General features: G+C 51.6%; 16 protein-coding genes and 1 riboswitch. Of the genes, 2 read left to right on the top strand and 14 right to left on the bottom strand.

Annotated elements, in window-relative coordinates; all coding sequences use genetic code 11:
* Window positions 1-38: 38 nt before the first annotated feature.
* From DWY84_RS16200 to DWY84_RS16150, 11 genes are all read right to left on the bottom strand, one after another.
* Window positions 39-1331 carry an adenylosuccinate synthase gene (locus DWY84_RS16200; RefSeq protein WP_118534345.1) on the bottom strand — a complete coding sequence of 431 codons (1293 nt, stop codon included), beginning with the start codon at window positions 1329-1331 and terminating at the stop codon, window positions 39-41.
* Window positions 1332-1553: 222 nt separating this feature from the next.
* The gene (gene purB / locus DWY84_RS16195; protein ID WP_118534344.1) at window positions 1554-2984 is read right to left on the bottom strand and encodes an adenylosuccinate lyase; all 1431 of its coding nucleotides are present in this window, start codon (window positions 2982-2984) and stop codon (window positions 1554-1556) included.
* A 29-nt stretch (window positions 2985-3013) separates the two neighbouring features.
* The gene (purF, locus tag DWY84_RS16190) at window positions 3014-4453 is read right to left on the bottom strand and encodes an amidophosphoribosyltransferase (protein WP_118534343.1); all 1440 of its coding nucleotides are present in this window, start codon (window positions 4451-4453) and stop codon (window positions 3014-3016) included.
* A gap of 103 nt (window positions 4454-4556) precedes the next feature.
* Window positions 4557-4910: a hypothetical protein gene (locus DWY84_RS16185; protein ID WP_118534342.1), complete on the bottom strand. Its 354-nt coding sequence runs from the start codon at window positions 4908-4910 to the stop codon at window positions 4557-4559.
* A 146-nt stretch (window positions 4911-5056) separates the two neighbouring features.
* Entirely contained in the window at window positions 5057-5332 is a 276-nt protein-coding gene (locus DWY84_RS16180) for a hypothetical protein (protein WP_118534341.1), read from the bottom strand.
* A 130-nt stretch (window positions 5333-5462) separates the two neighbouring features.
* Complete coding sequence (dapB, locus tag DWY84_RS16175; RefSeq protein WP_118534340.1) at window positions 5463-6218, bottom strand: 4-hydroxy-tetrahydrodipicolinate reductase; 756 nt, start codon at window positions 6216-6218, stop codon at window positions 5463-5465.
* A 70-nt stretch (window positions 6219-6288) separates the two neighbouring features.
* Window positions 6289-7173 (bottom strand): 4-hydroxy-tetrahydrodipicolinate synthase, encoded by an 885-nt coding sequence (gene dapA / locus DWY84_RS16170; RefSeq protein WP_118534339.1) that lies wholly within the window; start codon window positions 7171-7173, stop codon window positions 6289-6291.
* 152 nt (window positions 7174-7325) lie between these two features.
* Window positions 7326-7501: riboswitch (Lysine riboswitch) on the bottom strand.
* A 190-nt stretch (window positions 7502-7691) separates the two neighbouring features.
* The gene (locus DWY84_RS16165; RefSeq protein WP_118534338.1) at window positions 7692-8180 is read right to left on the bottom strand and encodes a cob(I)yrinic acid a,c-diamide adenosyltransferase; all 489 of its coding nucleotides are present in this window, start codon (window positions 8178-8180) and stop codon (window positions 7692-7694) included.
* A 146-nt stretch (window positions 8181-8326) separates the two neighbouring features.
* On the bottom strand, window positions 8327-8971 hold the full coding sequence (locus tag DWY84_RS16160; protein ID WP_118534337.1) for a single-stranded DNA-binding protein: 645 nt from the start codon (window positions 8969-8971) through the stop codon (window positions 8327-8329).
* A gap of 217 nt (window positions 8972-9188) precedes the next feature.
* Window positions 9189-11018 (bottom strand): translational GTPase TypA, encoded by a 1830-nt coding sequence (gene typA, locus DWY84_RS16155; RefSeq protein ID WP_118534336.1) that lies wholly within the window; start codon window positions 11016-11018, stop codon window positions 9189-9191.
* Between the two features lie 190 nt (window positions 11019-11208).
* Window positions 11209-11859, bottom strand: a complete 651-nt coding sequence (locus tag DWY84_RS16150; RefSeq protein ID WP_118534335.1) for a YigZ family protein — start codon at window positions 11857-11859, stop codon at window positions 11209-11211.
* 189 nt (window positions 11860-12048) lie between these two features.
* Between DWY84_RS16150 and DWY84_RS16145 the strand changes: the two genes are divergently transcribed.
* Both DWY84_RS16145 and ilvD read left to right on the top strand, forming a co-directional pair.
* Entirely contained in the window at window positions 12049-14721 is a 2673-nt protein-coding gene (locus tag DWY84_RS16145) for a transglycosylase domain-containing protein (protein WP_118534334.1), read from the top strand.
* Between the two features lie 143 nt (window positions 14722-14864).
* The gene (ilvD, locus tag DWY84_RS16140) at window positions 14865-16550 is read left to right on the top strand and encodes a dihydroxy-acid dehydratase (protein ID WP_118534333.1); all 1686 of its coding nucleotides are present in this window, start codon (window positions 14865-14867) and stop codon (window positions 16548-16550) included.
* Window positions 16551-16607: 57 nt separating this feature from the next.
* Here the strand turns inward: ilvD and DWY84_RS16135 are convergent, their stop codons facing one another.
* The 3 genes from DWY84_RS16135 to DWY84_RS16125 are packed head-to-tail and all read right to left on the bottom strand — an operon-like array spanning window position 16608 to window position 18632.
* Window positions 16608-17120 (bottom strand): hypothetical protein, encoded by a 513-nt coding sequence (locus tag DWY84_RS16135; protein ID WP_118534332.1) that lies wholly within the window; start codon window positions 17118-17120, stop codon window positions 16608-16610.
* Between the two features lie 26 nt (window positions 17121-17146).
* Window positions 17147-17503 (bottom strand): SpoVA/SpoVAEb family sporulation membrane protein, encoded by a 357-nt coding sequence (locus DWY84_RS16130; RefSeq protein ID WP_118534346.1) that lies wholly within the window; start codon window positions 17501-17503, stop codon window positions 17147-17149.
* 19 nt (window positions 17504-17522) lie between these two features.
* Window positions 17523-18632 (bottom strand): stage V sporulation protein AD, encoded by a 1110-nt coding sequence (locus DWY84_RS16125; RefSeq protein WP_118534331.1) that lies wholly within the window; start codon window positions 18630-18632, stop codon window positions 17523-17525.
* Window positions 18633-18750: the final 118 nt, after the last annotated feature.

Genomic DNA, 18750 nt, shown 5'->3' with positions numbered 1-18750 from the left:
CTTCGGACCTGTAGTGGGTTCTGTCTCTATATTGTTATTTACAGTCTTACGATCATTGCCTCACGGCCGGCACCGGTTCCGATAAACTTAACCGGGGTCTTGGTATACTCTTCGATGAAGTTGATATATGCCTTTGCGTTCTCCGGGAGATCCTCGAAGGTCTTGCAGCCGGACAGGTCACCGAAGTTTCCGTCAAACTCTTTATATACCGGCTTGCAGCTCTGCAGGAACTTTAAGTTTGTGGAGAAGTCTTCGGTCTGTACGCCGTTGCAGTCGTATGCTACGCAGACTTTGATCTTGTCAAATTTGCCGATGGTGTCTAAGTGGTTTACGGAAATTCCGGTCAGTCCATTCAGACGCTTTGCGTATTTTAAGGTTACGAGATCCAGCCAGCCGCAGCGTCTTGGTCTGCCGCTTACGGTACCGTACTCATGGCCAAGGTCACGGATGCGGTCGCCGGTCTCATCTAACAGCTCGGTTACGAACGGCCCTTCGCCGACACGGCTGGAATAAGCTTTAATGATACCGTATACATTGCCGATATCAGATGCGCTTAAACCGGTACCGGTGATGATGCCGCCGATGGTCGGGTTGGAAGAGGTTACATACGGATAGGAACCAAAGTCGATATCCAGCAGGGTTGCCTGCGCACCCTCTACGATGACTTTTTTATCCTCCTCCAGTGCCTTGTGCAGATAGGTTACGGTATCGCACACATACGGCTTTAACTGCTCTGCGTACTCGCAGTAGGTCTTGTATACATCCTCAAAGTTCAGTTTTTCGTCGATGGTGGTGTCTTCCGGATCGTAGAACTTTAAGAGTGCTTTTCTGGACTCGACCAGCTCCTCGAGATGGCTCTTGAAATTATCTGCATACAGATCCTCGACTCTTAAGCCTGCGCGCTCATACTTATCACAGTAGGTCGGTCCGATGCCTCTGCAGGTGGTACCGATCTTGGATGCCTTTCTTGCTTTCTCTAATGCCCGGTCCAGCATCGGATGGTAGGGCAGGATCACATGGGTCTTATCACTGATTTTTAAATGATTGTCAATATCATAGCCGTGTGCTTTTAAGTTTTCAATTTCTCCTAACAGCACCTGCGGATTCATAACAACTCCGTTGCCGATTACGCCAATGGTATGACCGGACAGGATTCCGGACGGAATCAGACGCATTGCATATTTTACTCCGTTAGCCTCGATCGTGTGGCCCGCATTATCACCGCCGGTTGCGCGGACAGCGATATCTGCATTCGTTGCAAGATAATCGATTACTTTACCTTTACCTTCGTCGCCATAAAAACATCCAATAACTACATCTACCTTTGACATAATCAGTCTCCTTCGTTATAACTGCTGCCGCAACTGTTCCTTACAGATCCAGTTACCTGCTATCCTTAAATTCAGGCAGAGCCTTCTGCTCCGCAAACATTAACAGTATATAAGATTCCTGCACTAAAATCAATACGCAAACACAAAAAGGCGGACAGATTTTCTAATCTGCCTGCCTTTTGTCATTAATAGAACTTATTGATATTTATCAGATGTAATGTCTTACACGTTGATTTCAGCGGTCATGCCCAGATCTTCTTTGTTTGCATCGAGAATCGGATTCACTACTTCGCTTAAGAACTCGTCCACCTGCTTCGGCGCGCGGCCCACATAGCGGGACGGCTCCATGCATGCCTGTAAGTCCTCTAAGGAAAGTCCGAATGCCGGATCTGCAGCGATGAGCTCTAACAAGTTGTTGTCCAGGCCTTTCTCTTTGACATTTCTGCCTGCCTCCATGGAAAGCTGGCGGATGCGCTCATGCAGCTCCTGACGGTCGCCGCCTGCCTTTACCGCATCCATCATGATATTCTCAGTGGCCATGAACGGAAGCTCTGCCATGAAATGCTTCTCGATCACCTTCGGATATACCACCAGACCATCTACTACATTCAGGTACAGATCCAGAATGCCATCAATGGCAAGGAAGCCCTCCGGAATGCTCAGACGCTTGTTGGCGGAGTCATCCAGAGTACGCTCAAACCACTGGGTGGAAGCTACCAGCATCGGGTTCATGACATCACTCATCACATAGTTGGAAAGAGACGCGATACGCTCGCTGCGCATCGGGTTTCTCTTGTAAGCCATAGCAGAGGAACCGATCTGGTTCTTCTCAAAGGGCTCTTCTACTTCTTTTAAGTGCTGTAACAGACGGATATCGTTGCTGAACTTATGGGCACTCTGGGCAATGCCTGCCAGAATATTTAACACACGGGTATCTACCTTGCGGGAGTAGGTCTGTCCGGATACCGGATAGCATGCGGAAAAGCCCATCTTCTCTGCGATCATCTGGTCTGCCTTGCGGCATTTCTCATGGTCTCCCTCAAACAGCTCTAAAAAGCTTGCCTGAGTACCGGTGGTTCCCTTGGAACCAAGCAGCTTCATGGTAGAAAGCACATGATCCAGATCCTCAAGATCCAGGCAGAGCTCGTTTAACCACAGAGTTGCGCGCTTACCCACGGTAGTCGGCTGTGCCGGCTGGAAATGGGTAAATGCCAGGGTCGGCTGGTTTTTGTATTTGTCAGCGAATTTCGCCAGTTCTGCCATCACATTGATGAGTTTTTTGCGAACCAGTCTTAATCCCTCGGTCATGATGATGAGATCGGTATTATCTCCAACGTAACAGGAGGTCGCACCCAGATGGATAATGCCCTTTGCCTTCGGGCACTGCTGACCGTAAGCATAAACGTGGGACATCACATCGTGGCGCACCAGACGCTCGCGCTCCTTTGCCACCTCGTAGTTGATATCCTCAGCGTGAGCCTTTAACTCATCGATCTGCTCCTGGGTGATCGGCAGGCCCAGCTCTTTCTCGGTCTCAGCCAGCGCAATCCACAGTTTTCTCCAGGTTTTGAATTTCTTGTCCGGGGAGAAGATGTACTGCATCTCCTTACTTGCGTAACGCTCGGACAACGGGCTTTGGTATCTGTCGTTCATAAGAACCCTCCAATTTCGTGATTAATGATTTATTTGTTATATTCGCCGCGGATATCTTCCTGCGGCGGGTCTAACGGGTAATCTCCGCTAAAGCATGCGGTACAGATCGGAAGTCCCTCGGAAAGCTCCGGCAGGCGATCCATCCGCAGATAGGACAGGGAATCTGCCCCGATGATCTGACGGATTTCCTCGATGGTGCGGCCGCTGGCAATCAGCTGGTCCTCCGACGGAATATCGGTTCCGAAATAACACGGATGTAAAAACGGCGGCGCGCTGACCTTCACATGAACTTCTTTCGCGCCGGCATCCCGCAGCATCTTCACAATGAGATGGCTGGTCGTACCGCGCACAATGGAGTCATCGATCATGATGACACGCTTTCCTGCCACTGCTTCCTTTAACACATTCAGTTTAACTTTTACCGCAGACACACGGCTGCTCTGCTTCGGCTTGATAAAGGTACGTCCTACATAGGAGTTCTTCACAAAAGCCGTACCATACGGAATGCCGGACTGCATGGAGTAACCAAGGGCAGCGGCATTGCCTGACTCCGGCACGCCTACCACGATGTCAGCATCTACCGGAGAATCAATGGCGAGACAGCGGCCTGCGTGAATGCGGGAATGATACACACTCACACCGTCAAACACACTGTCCGGTCTTGCAAAATAAATGTATTCGAACACACATCTTGCCTGCTTTTTTACATCCGGCAGGCACATGCTCTTATTGGATTTGATGCCATCCTTCGTAATGGTAACAATCTCGCCAGGCTCCACATCACGGACAAACTCCGCATCAATGGTAGCCAGGGCACAGCTTTCGGATACCAGAATGTAGGCATTCTCCTTTTTACCGATGCAGAGAGGCTTAAAGCCAAACGGATCTCTGGCACCGATCATCTTGCGCGGGCTCATGATGACCAGGGAGTAAGCACCCTTGATCTTCTTCATGGCATTGGCCACGGCCTCCTCAACAGAAGACGTGCGCACACGCTCTCTTGCGATATGGTACGCAATGACCTCAGAATCAATGGTAGTCTGGAAAATAGCGCCGCTGTACTCCAGCTCTCTTCGCAGTTCCGGCGCATTGACCAGGTTTCCGTTGTGGGCCAGCGCCAGAGTACCCTTTACATAGTTGAGTACCAGCGGCTGGGCGTTCTCCCGGGTACTGCTTCCCGCAGTGGAGTAACGCACATGTCCCACACCAATATTTCCATGTAACCCCTCTAAGATGTCCGGCGTGAACACCTCATTGCAAAGCCCCATCCCCTTATACGCATTTACCTTCCCCTTCGGTCCCTCTGTGTCACTGACCGCAATACCGCAGCTCTCCTGCCCCCGGTGCTGCAATGCGAACAGTCCGTAATAGATCTCGGATGCCACATCATTGCCGTCAAAATCGTACATTCCGAATACGCCGCACTCTTCGTGCAGCTCATCTGGATTCAGCAAGCGTTTTTCTTCCATCGGCTTTCTTATTCCTCTCTGTGTATTTATAAGTGTTATAAATAAAAGAAGTTAATTTCAGAAGAAATTATAATACACAGGTCTTTGAATTGCAATACATTTTTTACTGTACCGAATCTTTCCGGTGGTAGAACTGAACTTCCAGCGCCTCCAGATCCAGGCGGACACCATAAATATCCTGCTCTTCCGGCGCAACAGCCTTCTCATCATCCATACCGTCCAAAGCAGTCTTCGGCACCAGTTCCACCTCACAGATTTCTTCCCGGCGCACCAGATTCAGCTCCGGCCGGTTCTGATTCCAGTACATGCCCGCGCCGGTCAGAACCTCTGCACAGAGCACTGCTGCCAGACAGGTCCGAACGCGCCGGATCCGCCGCGCCCGCTGAAATTTTTGTGCCAGCCGCCGGATACAGTGTTTTCTCCAGCGGCTGCACGCGCGATTCCATTTTCTGATCAAATATCCTCCTCTATGTAAAAAAGCGAAGGACACCGCCCCGCAGCGTTCTCTTCCATTCCCTGCTTTGCATGAATGAAAGCTGTACGTTTTGCTTAAGGCGGTGTCTCTCTGTTTGTTTTCTGCGGAATTTTCAGTTCAGAAAATCCCTACCTGTCAACTGCATTCTCTACATCGTTGACCAGGCCATCTACCACGCCGGTGCTCTCCTGCACGTCGCCGCGGTTTTCTGCTGCCGGATTTGCGGTCTCTCCCATAGTTCCATTCTGGCCATCGGCTCTTCCGTTCTGACCTTTCGGTGCGCTCTGGGCGGCAGTGGTGGCTTCATCTGCCATGCCGGTATTGTTCTTATTGCTGCATCCGGCCAGGACACAGACAGCAAGAGCCAGGATGAGCACACATGCGGTCATTCTGATTTTCTTCATGATCATATTCTCCTTTCTTCCTGCTGTTAGTATGACAGAAAGGACAAAATTTTATAAAAAATCAGAACTTCCATTTATATCAATTTTTTCGACCGGTTTTATCTGGGAGAAATGCTTTTTCACCAAGACCTTAGCCGATCACATCCTGCATATCGTACAAGCCCGGCTCTTTGCCTGCCAGAAACAGCGCTGCCTGCAGCGCGCCTTTTCCGAAGATTGCCTTGGAATATGCGGTATGGCTGAAGGTGATAACCTCATCGGTACCTGCAAAGATCACATCGTGGTCACCCACAATGGTGCCGCCGCGCACAGCGGAAATGCCGATTTCATTTTCATCACGTCTCACACGCTCCGTGCTGCGGTCATATTTGTAGTGATAGCGTCCGTCCATTGCCTCGTTGATGGAATCAGCCAGTGCCAGCGCGGTTCCACTCGGCGCATCCAGCTTCTTGTTGTGATGTTTTTCCACGATTTCAATATCAAAGCCTGCGTTGGCCAGAACTTTAGCCGCATCCTGTACCAGCTTCATCAGGGTATTGATGCCAAGGGACATATTAGCGGAACGCAGGATTGCGGTCTGCCTGCTGGTTTCTTTAACCTTTTCAATCTGCTCCGAAGAAAGTCCGGTCGTGCAGAGTACTAACGGCATCTTGAGCGCGCCACAGTAATCCAGCAGGTGGTCCACTGCCTTGGCGGACGCAAAATCTACGATTACATCTGCCTCTACATTGCATTCCTCCAGGGATGCAAATACCGGATAATCACTTAAAACAACCGGGTTTACATCAATTCCTGCTACAATCTCAATACCGTCCATCTCTTTGGCCAGGCCGGTGATGGTGCGTCCCATGGCACCATTGCAGCCGTGCATGATCATTTTTACCATTTGAATCAGTCCTCCTGTGCAAGTCTCTTGTTTCTTTTTCCGTCGTTTCTGCTGTTTTCATTTAAGTCAATTACAGGATTCCGTACTCCTGCATAGCCTTTTTCAGACGTTCCTGGTTCTGCGGCTCCATCTCGGTCAGCGGCAGTCTTAACGGTCCTGCTTCCTTCCCCATCAGATTCAGAGCAGCCTTAACCGGGATCGGGTTTACTTCACAGAACAGGGCGTTGATCAGCGGAAGAGCCTCTAACTGCATCTGACGGCTCTTTTCAATGTCGCCCTTAAAGAAGTTCTCACAGATCTCATGGGTCTGTCTCGGAGCTACATTGGACAGAACGGAGATAACGCCCTTACCGCCCATAGCCAGAAGCGGAACAATCTGGTCATCGTTGCCAGAATACAGATCTACACAGCCGTTTGCCAGATGCATGATCTCTGCGATAGCAGAGAAGTTGCCGCTCGCTTCCTTCACGCCGACAATGTTCGGAACCTCACGGCAGAGCTTTACGATGGTCTCCGGCTTCATGGTCAGGCCGGTACGGGTCGGAACATGGTATAAAAGACACGGAATATTGACAGACTCCGCAATTGCGGTATAATGCGCGATCAGGCCATTCTGGGTTGCCTTGTTGTAATAAGGAGTTACCAGCAGCAGTCCGTCTGCTCCGGCCTTCTCTGCCTCTTTGGAAAGGTGGATTGCCTCCCTTGTGCAGTTGGAACCGGTACCCGCAATGACCGGGATCCGCTTGTTTACTACCTTGCAGGTGAAACGGATCACATCCAGATGCTCCTCGTAACTCATGGTAGCGGACTCGCCAGTGGTGCCGCACGCGATGATCGCGTCGGTGCCTCCTGCAATCTGCTCCTCTAAGAGTGCCTCAAGCTTCTCGTAATTTACCTCTCCAGATTCTGTAAACGGGGTTACCAGTGCAACACCAGCGCCTTCAAAAATAGCCATGTGATTTTCCTCCTTCATATTCTTCCTGTGTAATCTTAAAACCGGCACAATCGTTCGGATATTATTCAGAACATGCCAAAACTGCTTTTGCAGACAAAATAAGGAGACTGACAAATCCCGGTCAGCCCCCTTAAAGTCGTTCTTTGCTTTCTGCTTTAAGTAGCTCTCCATCCGGTTGGATGACAGTTACAGGATTCTTCACCCTGTCCCCAGATAAATGACGTCCAGACCGTCCTGTATCTTCGGCGCCCACCCTTTCAAGAAACCCTCGTCTGCTTCTGGTGCATCAGATCCTCTACTCATGCTTCGCGCAACCTCTACTTGCCTGTTTGTTTATAATACTAGCATTAACCTTTTTAATTGTCAAGAAGCGAAGTACTACTTGCAACAATCTACTTCTTCGATGTTGCTCACACGCTGTGTGAACAACATCAGGATTTTGCCGATGCTTCGCATTCCAAATCGGCAAAATCCACAACCACTACTGTATCATACGGAATTTTCAGTTCAGAAAATTCCTACTTACAACAATCTACTTCTTCCACCTTGTCTGCGATGCGGCGGATGCCTTCCGGCAGTACCTTGCCGGTCACAATGACCTGAACCTGGTCACGGCATTTCAGCAGCCCCTCCAGTTCCTCTTCCGTCACAATATTCTGATCCACCAGGCCAAGGGCCTCGTCAAGCACCAGAAGATCGCACTCTTCTGTCGTCAGTACCTTTTTTGCATAATTCAGCCCGTTGCGGATATTGATCTGCTCATCTTTCTTTTCCGCATCACTCAGTTCCGCAAAATAACGGTCTGATTTTTCAAACCGGAATACTTTCAGTTCCGGCTCCATTCGCTTTAATACTTCCAGATTTCCTATTTTCTCACTGCCTTTTAAAAACTGGATCACGATCACGGTTTTCTGCTCTGTGAGCGCCTGAAGCGCTCTGCCAAGGGCCATCGCTGTCTTGCCTGAACTGTCTTTTCCACAGATGGCCTCTAGTCTTCCTGTACTCATCGCTTTTGCACCTCTGTTTTTCTTAGCATTTGGGAACCTCCTGCAAAACAGGCTGCTCCACTAGAATCATTCATCTCGTTGATACAAGCGTCATTATCCTATCACATTCCCCCGCTGTTTGCAAGTAAATCGTGTACAGGAAGCTTTTATACCGTCTCATCTTCTTGATCTCCACACTCTAATTTGCTGATGGAAACTTCATAGGCCACGCGCTTCTCACACTCCGTTTCACTGAGCTTTTTGGTGTATTCCCGGCTCTGGACACGGCCCCAGACGCGTACCCGGGTTCCGACCTCAAAGCCAGAGGCAAACCTCGCGTTTCTGCCCCAGGCAATGCAGGGGATATAGTCGGACTTGCCATACGGACGGTTTACCGCCAGCAAAAGATCCGCAATCTCACGGCCCAGCGGCGTTTTCCGGTAAACCGGCGCTTTACAGATATATCCGTCCAGGAATATCTGGTTCGTCTTGGTATAGTCCGTGAACTTCTCCATAAAATGAATCTCCCGGACAAACACGGACAGCACCAGGCGGTTTTTCACTCCCTCGTGCCGGTTATAGGAACGGAACTGGCCAATGGCCTCCACCGTGCAGCCAATGTAATCTTCCTTTACATCCAGAAGCCGCTCGGAAATCATCAGCGGGATGATGTCAGCCTGTTCGCTCAGACGGCTCACCGCCACATTTACCAGATAGAAGCCCTCTCCGAACACCTCATGACTAAAGGTAAATCCGGAAATGATTTCCCCTATCACACTCACCTTATTGTTTTCAATCACTTTTTCTGACATAGTATTTTCTCTCCTCTTCCCATTTCATTTAGCTTTCAGCTATTATCATATTTATGGGAAAATGAGAAAATTTATTCAGTGTTTCGCTCGACAAATGGCGGCAAAACATGCACAACAAAAATGCCACACAACTGCCCTCTCCGCAGAGAAGGAGTTGTGTGGCGAAAATAGCCTGACTAGAAAAATCCACACCAGGTTTTTGGGAATCTGGCAATATTTATTTTTTGAAGGATGCTCTCTTACGCATGGTCGGATCCAGGATCTTCTTGCGGATACGCAGGTTCTCCGGGGTTACCTCAAGCAGCTCGTCGGTATCGATGAACTCCAGGCACTGCTCCAGACTCATGATTTTCTTCGGAACCAGCTTTAATGCCTCATCAGCGCTGGAGGAACGGGTGTTGGTCAGCTTCTTTGTCTTGCAGACATTAACCTCGATGTCCTCGGTCTTCGGGTTCTGGCCGATGACCATACCGGAGTAAACCTTCTCGCCCGGTCCTACAAAGAGGATGCCGCGCTCCTGTGCGTTGAACAAACCATAGGTGATGGTCTCACCGCTCTCGTAAGCGATCAGGGAACCGGTCTTACGGTAGCTTAAGTCTCCCTTGTACGGACCGTAGCCATCGAAAATGGTATTGATGATACCGTTACCCTTGGTATCGGTCATGAACTCACCGCGGTAGCCGATCAGGCCTCTGGACGGGATGGAGAACTCCAGACGGGTATAACCGCCGTTTGCCGGGCTCATGCCCTGCAGCTCACCCTTTCTGGATGTCAGCTTCTGGATAACTGCACCGGTAAACTCCTCCGGAACGTCCACGTAAGCCAGCTCCATCGGCTCTAACTTCTGATTGCGCTCGTTGTATTTGTAAAGAACCTCAGCCTTGCTGACTGCAAACTCAAAGCCCTCACGGCGCATGTTCTCAATGAGGACAGACAGATGCAGCTCACCACGGCCGGAAACCTTGAAGCAGTCCGGAGACTCTGTTTCCTCTACACGCAGGCTGACATCGGTGTTCAGCTCGCGGAACAGACGCTCTCTGATGTGGCGGGAGGTAACGAACTTACCTTCCTGTCCTGCTAACGGGCTGTCATTGACCATGAAGTTCATGGAGATAGTCGGCTCGGAAATCTTCTGGAACGGAATAGATTCCGGGTTTTCCGGGGAACAGATGGTATCACCGATATGCAGATCTGCAATGCCGGATACCGCAACAATATCACCGATGGTTGCTTCCTGGACCTCAACACGCTTTAAGCCATCAAACTGGTACAGCTTACCGATCTTGACTCTGCGCATCTTATCCGGATCATGATGGTTTACAATGACGCAGTCCTGGTTTACCTTGAGACTGCCGTTGTCAATCTTGCCGACACCGATACGGCCAACAAACTCATTGTAGTCGATGGTACTGATGAGCATCTGGGTATCTGCATCCGGGTCTCCCTCCGGAGCCGGGATATAATTTACGATGGTCTCAAACAGCGGGCTCATATCAACTTCCGGATCGTCCAGCTCTTTCTTGGCGAAACCGGCACGGGCAGATGCAAATACAAACGGGCAGTCTAACTGCTCGTCAGAAGCGTCCAGATCCATGAACAGTTCTAATACTTCGTCGATCACCTCGGTCGGTCTTGCCTCCGGACGGTCGATCTTGTTGATGCACACGATAACGGACAGATCCAGCTCCAGTGCCTTCTGCAGAACGAACTTGGTCTGCGGCATCGGTCCCTCGTAAGCGTCTACCACCAAGATAACGCCGTTTACCATCTTCAGAACTCGCTCTACCTCGCCGCCGAAGTCTGCATGTCCTGGAGTGTCGATGATGTTGATCTTCTTATCTTTATAAAATACTGCGGTATTCTTGGAAAGGATGGTGATTCCGCGCTCACGCTCGATATCATTGGAGTCCATGACACGCTCTTCCACTTCCTGGTTCGCGCGGAATACACCGCTCTGCTTTAACAGCTCGTCTACCAGGGTGGTTTTACCGTGGTCAACATGGGCAATGATCGCGATGTTACGGATGTCTTCTCTCTTCATTTTCATAATCGTAATCTTCCTCTTTCTTTAAGCGAAAATGCGCACCGGCACATTTTCATCAGCTTTACAAAAAAACTAAGGACTTGTTGCCAGGTCCTTAGTTTCACGTCACTTATCACAATTTATTAATATAACATCCTGAGTAACAGATTGCAAGACTTTTTTCCGCAATGCAGGGCTTTTTTCTGTTTAAAATTTAAAACAGAACCAGTTCGCCATCCGCAAAGCCATAGTAGCACTCTTTTCCCCGGGTCATAACTGCCTTTCCGCCGGTTTTCTCAGTAATCTGGGCAACCAGGGAACCTTCTTTTTCCAGCGGAACCATACAGACCACATCCACCGCGTCGGTGTACTGGGTATCTAACACCGGAATCTCCATCTGGGCCGTGATGTACTGAATCTTGCCAATGCCATTGTAATCCGTATGAATCTTTAATTCCACACCCGGACATTTTTCTACAATGACACTGTTCTTTAAGCCCTCCTGCACTGCACCAGAGTAAGCCCGTACCAGTCCGCCAGTGCCAAGGAGGGTTCCGCCAAAGTAACGAGTCACCACCACGCAGATATTTTTTACTTCCGCGCCCAAAAGCACATCCAGCATCGGGCGGCCTGCGGTCTGAGCCGGCTCACCGTCATCACTGCATCGCTGAACCTGTCCCCGCTCACCGATGACATAAGCCGAACAGTTGTGTCTGGCATCCCAGTATTTCTTTTTCATTTCATCAATGAAGGCCACAGCCTCCTCCTCGCTCTTCACCGGTCTTGTAGTGGCAATGAAGCGGGATTTTTTCTCGGTCAGTTCGCCCTCTCCGCCCTCAAAAAGAATTTTATATCGTTCCATCATGGGTATACTTCCTATATATAATCAATCATCCTGTATTTTTCTTTCGCTCCTATCTTACCAGTAAACGCGGCTTCTGGCAAGGAGTATCTGATGCCGCAAACTGCGCTATGGTTGCATTGTAAGGGGCCTTTTGGTATAATCATAATTGGATTTTTATAGAAAAATCCCGACAACAAAGGAGGATTCCGAATGAATTATGGAAAAGACGCGACAGAAAAGCGTCTGCAGGCCGTAAACTCCAGGAGCCGCAAATACCGCTCCCGGATTTTTCTTACCTTTCTAAAGACCTGCTGCGTGCTCTGTCTGTTTAGCGTTCTGGTCATATCCAGTATCGGCATCGGCATTGTCATGGGCATCATCGACAATTCCCCGGACCTGAATGTGGACAGCATCGTCCCCATCGGCTATGCCACCACCGTATATGACAGCGCCGGAAACTTAACCGACACCCTGGTAACCGCAGGCTCCAACCGGGAAGAAGCCACTTACGATGAACTCCCCCAAGACCTGATCAACGCCTTCGTTGCCATTGAGGACTCCCGATTCTGGACCCACAACGGCATCGACTTACGCTCCATCTCCCGCGCGGCAGTCGGCGTACTGACCGGTGAAAACCGCGGAGGCGGAAGTACCATCACCCAGCAGCTCATCAAGAACAACATGTTCAACGGCGGCATGGAGACCAGCTTCGGCGCCAAGTTAGAGCGAAAACTCCAGGAGCAGTACCTGGCTTTGCAGCTCACAAAATCCATGGACCGCAAGCTAATCCTGACCAACTACTTAAACACCATCAACTTAGGCAACAATGCCCTGGGCGTCAAGGTAGCTGCACGGCGGTATTTTAATAAGGATGTTTCTGACCTGACACTCTCCGAGTGCACCGTCATTGCAGGCATCACCCAGAACCCGTCCCGCTTAAACCCCATCAGCGGTCAGGAGGCCAATGCGGAAAAGCGCAAGGTCATCCTGCAGTATATGTTTGAGCAGGGTTACATCACCAAGGAGCAGCAGGAAGAAGCCCTGGCAGATGATGTCTACGCCCGTATCCAGATGGTGGACAACGTCTCCAAGGAGAATTCCACTCCCTACAGCTATTTCACTGATGAGCTGACCCAGCAGGTGAAAGACACACTGATGGAAAAACTTGGCTACACCGAAACCCAGGCCCACAACCTGCTCTACAGCGGCGGACTTCAGATTTACACCACCCAGGATCCGGCCATCCAGGCCATCGTGGATGAAGAGGTCAACGATCCTTCCAACTATTCCGCTGCCCGCTACAGCCTGGAGTACCGTCTCTCTGTAACCCATGCAGACGGCACCACCGAGCATTTTTCCGAGAAGAACTTAAAATCCTGGCACGCCTCCACCTTAAACGCAGGCTGGGAAGGACTCTACAACAGCGAAGCGGAGGCTGACGCAGACATTGAAGCTTACAAGGCAGCTACTCTGCAGGAGGGCGATACCATCATCGGAGAACGCTCCAGCAAAGTCCTGCAGCCCCAGGTTTCCTTCGTCATCATGGACCAGAAAACCGGGCAGGTCAAAGCCATCAGCGGAGGCCGCGGCACCAAGACTGCCAGCCTGACCTTAAACCGCGCTACCAACACTACCAGACAGCCTGGTTCTACTTTCAAGGTCATTACTGCATTTGCCCCGGCTCTGGACACCTGCGGTGCCACCCTGGGAAGCGTTTACTACGATGCCCCTTTCACCGTGGGCACCAAGACCTTTAAAAACTGGTATAAGCAGGGTTACCTGGGTTACTCCAACATCCGCGACGGTATCATCTACTCCATGAACATCGTTGCTGTGCGCACCATGATGGAAACCGTAAGTCCCCAGCTGGGTGTGGAATACGCCAAGAACTTCGGCATCACCACCCTGACCGATACCGATATGAACGCAGCAACTGCCCTGGGCGGCATCACCAAAGGCGTGACCAACCTGGAACTGACCGCTGCCTTTGCTTCCATTGCCAACGGCGGCCTTTACACCAAACCGGTATTCTTCACAAAGATCCTGGATCACGATGGCAAGCTGCTCATCGACAATGAGCCGGAAACCCACCGGGTTCTGAAGGATTCCACCGCGTTCCTGCTGACTGATGCCATGGAGGATTCCATGCAGGCCAACCGCATCTTCGCAAGCTCCGGTGTCAGCGTCAGCTCCACCAGCACCCGCGCAGCCCTGCCGAACATGTCTGCAGCCGGCAAGAGCGGTACCACCAGCAACAACAACGATATCTGGTTCATCGGCTACACACCTTATTACACCGCCGGTGTATGGGGCGGCTGTGACGAGAACCAGAAGCTCACCGGACAGAACGGCGGTACTTCCTACCACAAAGATATCTGGCGCAAGATCATGACCCGCGTTCACGAGGGTTTAAGTGATCCGGGATTCGCCGTTCCGGACAGCGTGGAAACTGCAGAGATCTGCCGCAAATCCGGCAAACTTGCCATTCCCGGTGTCTGCTCCCACGATCCGCGCGGCAATGCAGTTTACACTGAATACTTTGCAAAAGGCACCGTACCAACCGAAATGTGCAACACCCATGTGCTTGCCACGGTCTGCAGCGTTACCGGACTTCTTCCGGGCTCCAACTGCCCGAAAACTTCCATGGTGCGCATTGCCCTTCCAGCCGAGGAAGAAGGCGAGACCGATGATTCCAAATACGCTATGCCGACCAGGCACTGCTCCGGTCACACCAGTGTAACCGTTGATCCATCCTACCTCGGACCAGATGAGACTAATGACAGTTCCGGCTCCGGTGGAGCTGGTGTTGTTCCCGGCCTTGGACCAGGCGGCGCCAGCACCCGGCCTTCCTCGGGCGTGTCGAACGGACCAGGACGCGACTAAATTTATCCCTAAAAAGCTCTGAGAAATCCAGAATTTTCTCAGAGCTTTTTCTTTTAATCCCAATGCAGATGCGCTATAATATCTCTTAGATTTTGACAATAATCTGGCATTTTTCACAACAACGTTCATCAGGGGGTATTCACATGCAAAAGAAATTTGAATCAGGTACTTTTCTCCCGGACAGTCTCATCTCCTGCCGCACCCTTTACAAAGCGAACGGCTTCTCCAACGATGACTTGTCCCGTCCTATTATCGGTGTCTGCAACTCTTTCACGGACATTGTGCCCGGCCACCGTCATCTGAAAGAGCTGGCCGAGCAGGTCAAATACGGCGTTTACCGTGCAGGCGGCACACCGGTAGAATTTGGCTGCATTGCCGTATGCGACGGTGTGTGCACCACCCACAGCGGTGCCCGCTACTCTCTGCCGTCCCGTGAGCTTGTGGCAGACAGCATTGAGACTATGGCACGGGCGCACCGGCTGGACGGCCTGGTGCTCATTGGCTCCTGCGATAAAACCGTTCCGGGCATGCTGATGGCCGCTGCAAGACTGGATATTCCATGCATCTTCCTGGCTGGCGGATGCATGCTGGGCGGCCAGTCCTTTGGCGGCAAGCGCAAATCTGATTCCACCTCCATCGAGGAGGCCTACGGTATGTACCAGGTTGGCAAGATCGACCACGATGTTCTGGAGGACATCACTGAGCTCTGCTGCCCGACCGTCGGCTCCTGCCAGCATATGGCCACCGCAAACTCCATGTGCTGCATGGCAGAGGCCCTGGGCTTAAGCCTGCCCGGCTCCGCAGCGATCCCGGCTGTCTATAACGACCGCATCCGCGCGGCACTTCTCTCCGGTGAAGCGGCAGTCCGTATGGTATTAAACGGCATCACCTCCCGGGATATCCTGACTCCGGAGGCCATCCGCAACGCCATCATGGTTCTTATGGCAACCGGCGGCTCCACCAACTGCGTCATCCACACCCTCGCCATTGCCCATGAGATCGGCCTGGATTCCAAAACCGTCATGGGATGGTTAGAGGAATACGGAAACAGCATCCCGCTTATCTGCCGCATCAATCCGGCCTCCAGGGAATTCGATGCTGAGGACTTCTACAAGGCCGGCGGTATCCCAGAGGTTCAGCGCCAGATGAAACCGCTTCTGTACAACGACTGCATGACCGTGACCGGAAAATCCATCGGCGAAAACGCCGCAGCCTGCCGCAGTCTCTACCCGAAGAACCCGGAGGTCATCACCTCCCTGGAGAAGCCATTCTCCACCCTGGCAGGACTCGCCATCATGCACGGCAACCTCGCTCCTGACACCGCTGTAGCCAAACCTGCTGCTGTTGCGGAGGAAGTACGCCACTTCACCGGAAAAGCCATCTGCTTCGACAGTGAGGATGCCGTGAGCGATGCCATCGCAAAGCAGCTCATCAAGCCGGGCCACGTAGTAGTAGTCCGCTACGAGGGACCGAAAGGCGCTCCGGGTATGCCGGAAATGTTCAAGCCGATGAAGCTGCTCTACGGTCAGGGCTTAAACAAGTGCACCGCCCTCATCACCGACGGACGCTTCTCCGGCACCAACAACGGCTGCTTCGTGGGTCATATTTCTCCAGAAGCCGCAGCTGGCGGTCCCATCGCCCTCATTGAAGACGGAGACGAAATCGAGATCGACATCCCGAACAAAAAACTGGAGCTCCACGTATCCGATGAAGAACTCGCCCGCAGAAAAGCCGCATTCCACTACGAACCGAAGAAAGTAGACGGTTATCTGAAGCGCTACGCACTGCACGCAAGAAGCGCGGACCAGGGCGGAGTGATTGTGGATTAACAAACTGTCTGTACACAAAAGGCGCGGAAACTGTCTGGCTTCCGCGCCCTTCTTTGCTTATTCGGTTCTATTAGAAAAAATCATCCTCGTCCGCGTCTTCCGGTTCCTCTGTATCCGGTCTGATCTGAATCCCGCCATATACAAACGCCAGAATTCCACCTGGGAATATCTTACGCCATCGTAGCAGCCACGGAATGTCGCCTCCGTCTTTAAAAAGCGCTGAAACCAGGGCTTATGCGGATACTTAAGCAGCTTTACCGCAATATCCGGTTTGACCACTTCATAGTCCGAATAATCTGCCTCATGGACCGTTCCATAGTTCTCGCGCATATAATGACTGTATTTTTCTACAGCCACTCCCGACAGAAACATCACCAGCGCCAGAATCCCGATTGCCGGCCCGATTATCGTTTTTTTATCCGTTCCAAACGGTTTCAGCACCATATTCACTCCAACCGGAACCAGTACCAGAACAGCCCAGAATATCGCATAGGATACCATGCGGATGTTAAAGCAGAATGGATACGCACCGATGCCGAATATTCCAACCATCGTGTAAGGATCAAACAAAAGTTCTATCTCAGAACTTTTTTCATTTACTCCTTCATCTTCGGCTTAAACACCAGCGCCCCCAGATACCCAAACACCAGCGCTGCTGCGATTCCGGCGGAGGCAGCGGTGAGGCCGCCTTTAAAGATTCCCATAGCCCCCTCCTCACCAACCGCTTTCGCCACACCTTTCCACAGGGTATTGCCAAAACCGAGGAGCGGCACCCCGGCTCCGGCTCCAGCCCATTTCAGGAAGGGTTCATAAAGGCCCAGCCAGCCTAAGACATTGCCGGTTACGACCAGCGTTACCATAACCCGGCCTGGCATCATTTTGGTGCGGTCTAAGAGGATCTGCACCAGGGCGCAAATTGCGCCGCCCACAAGAAAAGCGCGGACCAGTTCCATCACCATATCACGCATTTTTTCACACCTCCATCCGTTCCAGCATCACCGCATGAGCGATTCCCGGTATGCTCTGGCCTTCGTTGTAGCTGACGGTAGACAGCAGCGCGCCGGTGGGCACAAACAGCACCCGGTTCCACTCGCCCCGCATCAGCTTCGGCAGAATGTGGGCACACAGCGTTACCGCGGAGCACCCACAGCCGCTTCCGCCGGAGTGGACATCCTGCTCGCCCCGGTCATAGATTTCCAGGCCGCAGTCCATGTGCTTTCCGGTGATGTCGTGACCGCTGCTCTTCATAAAATCCAGAAGCGCCTTCTGCCCCACTGCTCCCAGATCTCCGGTGATGATGCGGTCATAATAGGAGGCACCCACACCGAAATCCTCAAAATTCTGGCAGATGGTATTCCAGGCCGCCGGTGCCATGGCAGCACCCATATTCATAGAATCCTTGGTTCCCATATCCACCAGCTTTCCGGTGGTGATGCCGGTCACTGCCACACGGAAGCGATGATTCTTTCTACCCATTCCGTTCCCACCGGTCTCTGCCTGTTTCATAGCTGTCTCTGAATTTTTTTCACTACATGCTCCTTCTCGTTTCATTTCACTTCCGCTCTCCAGCACCACCGCCCCGCACCCGGTCACGGTCCAGGTGGCGCTCTGGGCTCTCTGGTTTCCGTAGCCCAGCGGAAAACGGAACTGCTTCTCTGCTGTCGCATAGTGACTGGAAACCAGGGCCAGTACCCGGTCGGCATACCCGGCATTCACACACATGGCCCCCAGACTCAGTGCCTCTCCCATGGTGGAGCAGGCTCCGTAAAGGCCAAACAGCGGAATTTCCAGATCTACCGTACCAAACGAGGTAGCGATCAGCTGGCCTAAAAGATCTCCCGCAAAGAGATAGCGTACCTCTCTCCGGTGGATATTTCCCTTCTCCAGCGCCAGATCCGCCGCCTGCTTCTGCATGGCGCTCTCTGCCTGTTCCCAGTTTTCCATTCCAAACATCTCATCTGTTTCTGTTACATCAATTCCATCTGCCAGCGGCCCCTGACCTTCCTTCTTTCCCGCGACCGAAGCCCAGGACGCTACAAACGCCGGATGTTCAAACCGCAGACTTGCCTTTCCCACCTGCATATTTCCACTCCTTTCCGCTGTAACTACCAATCACTCTGTAATTAGCATGCCAAAAGAAGTAAAATCTATTCCAGTAATAAAAATTTAAGAATAGTCACGAAAGGTCCGAAGCAGGCCG

Source organism: Clostridium sp. AF27-2AA (assembly GCF_003478505.1).
Lineage (GTDB): Bacteria > Bacillota > Clostridia > Lachnospirales > Lachnospiraceae > Brotaphodocola.
This window is presented reverse-complemented; position numbering and strand designations above follow the sequence as displayed.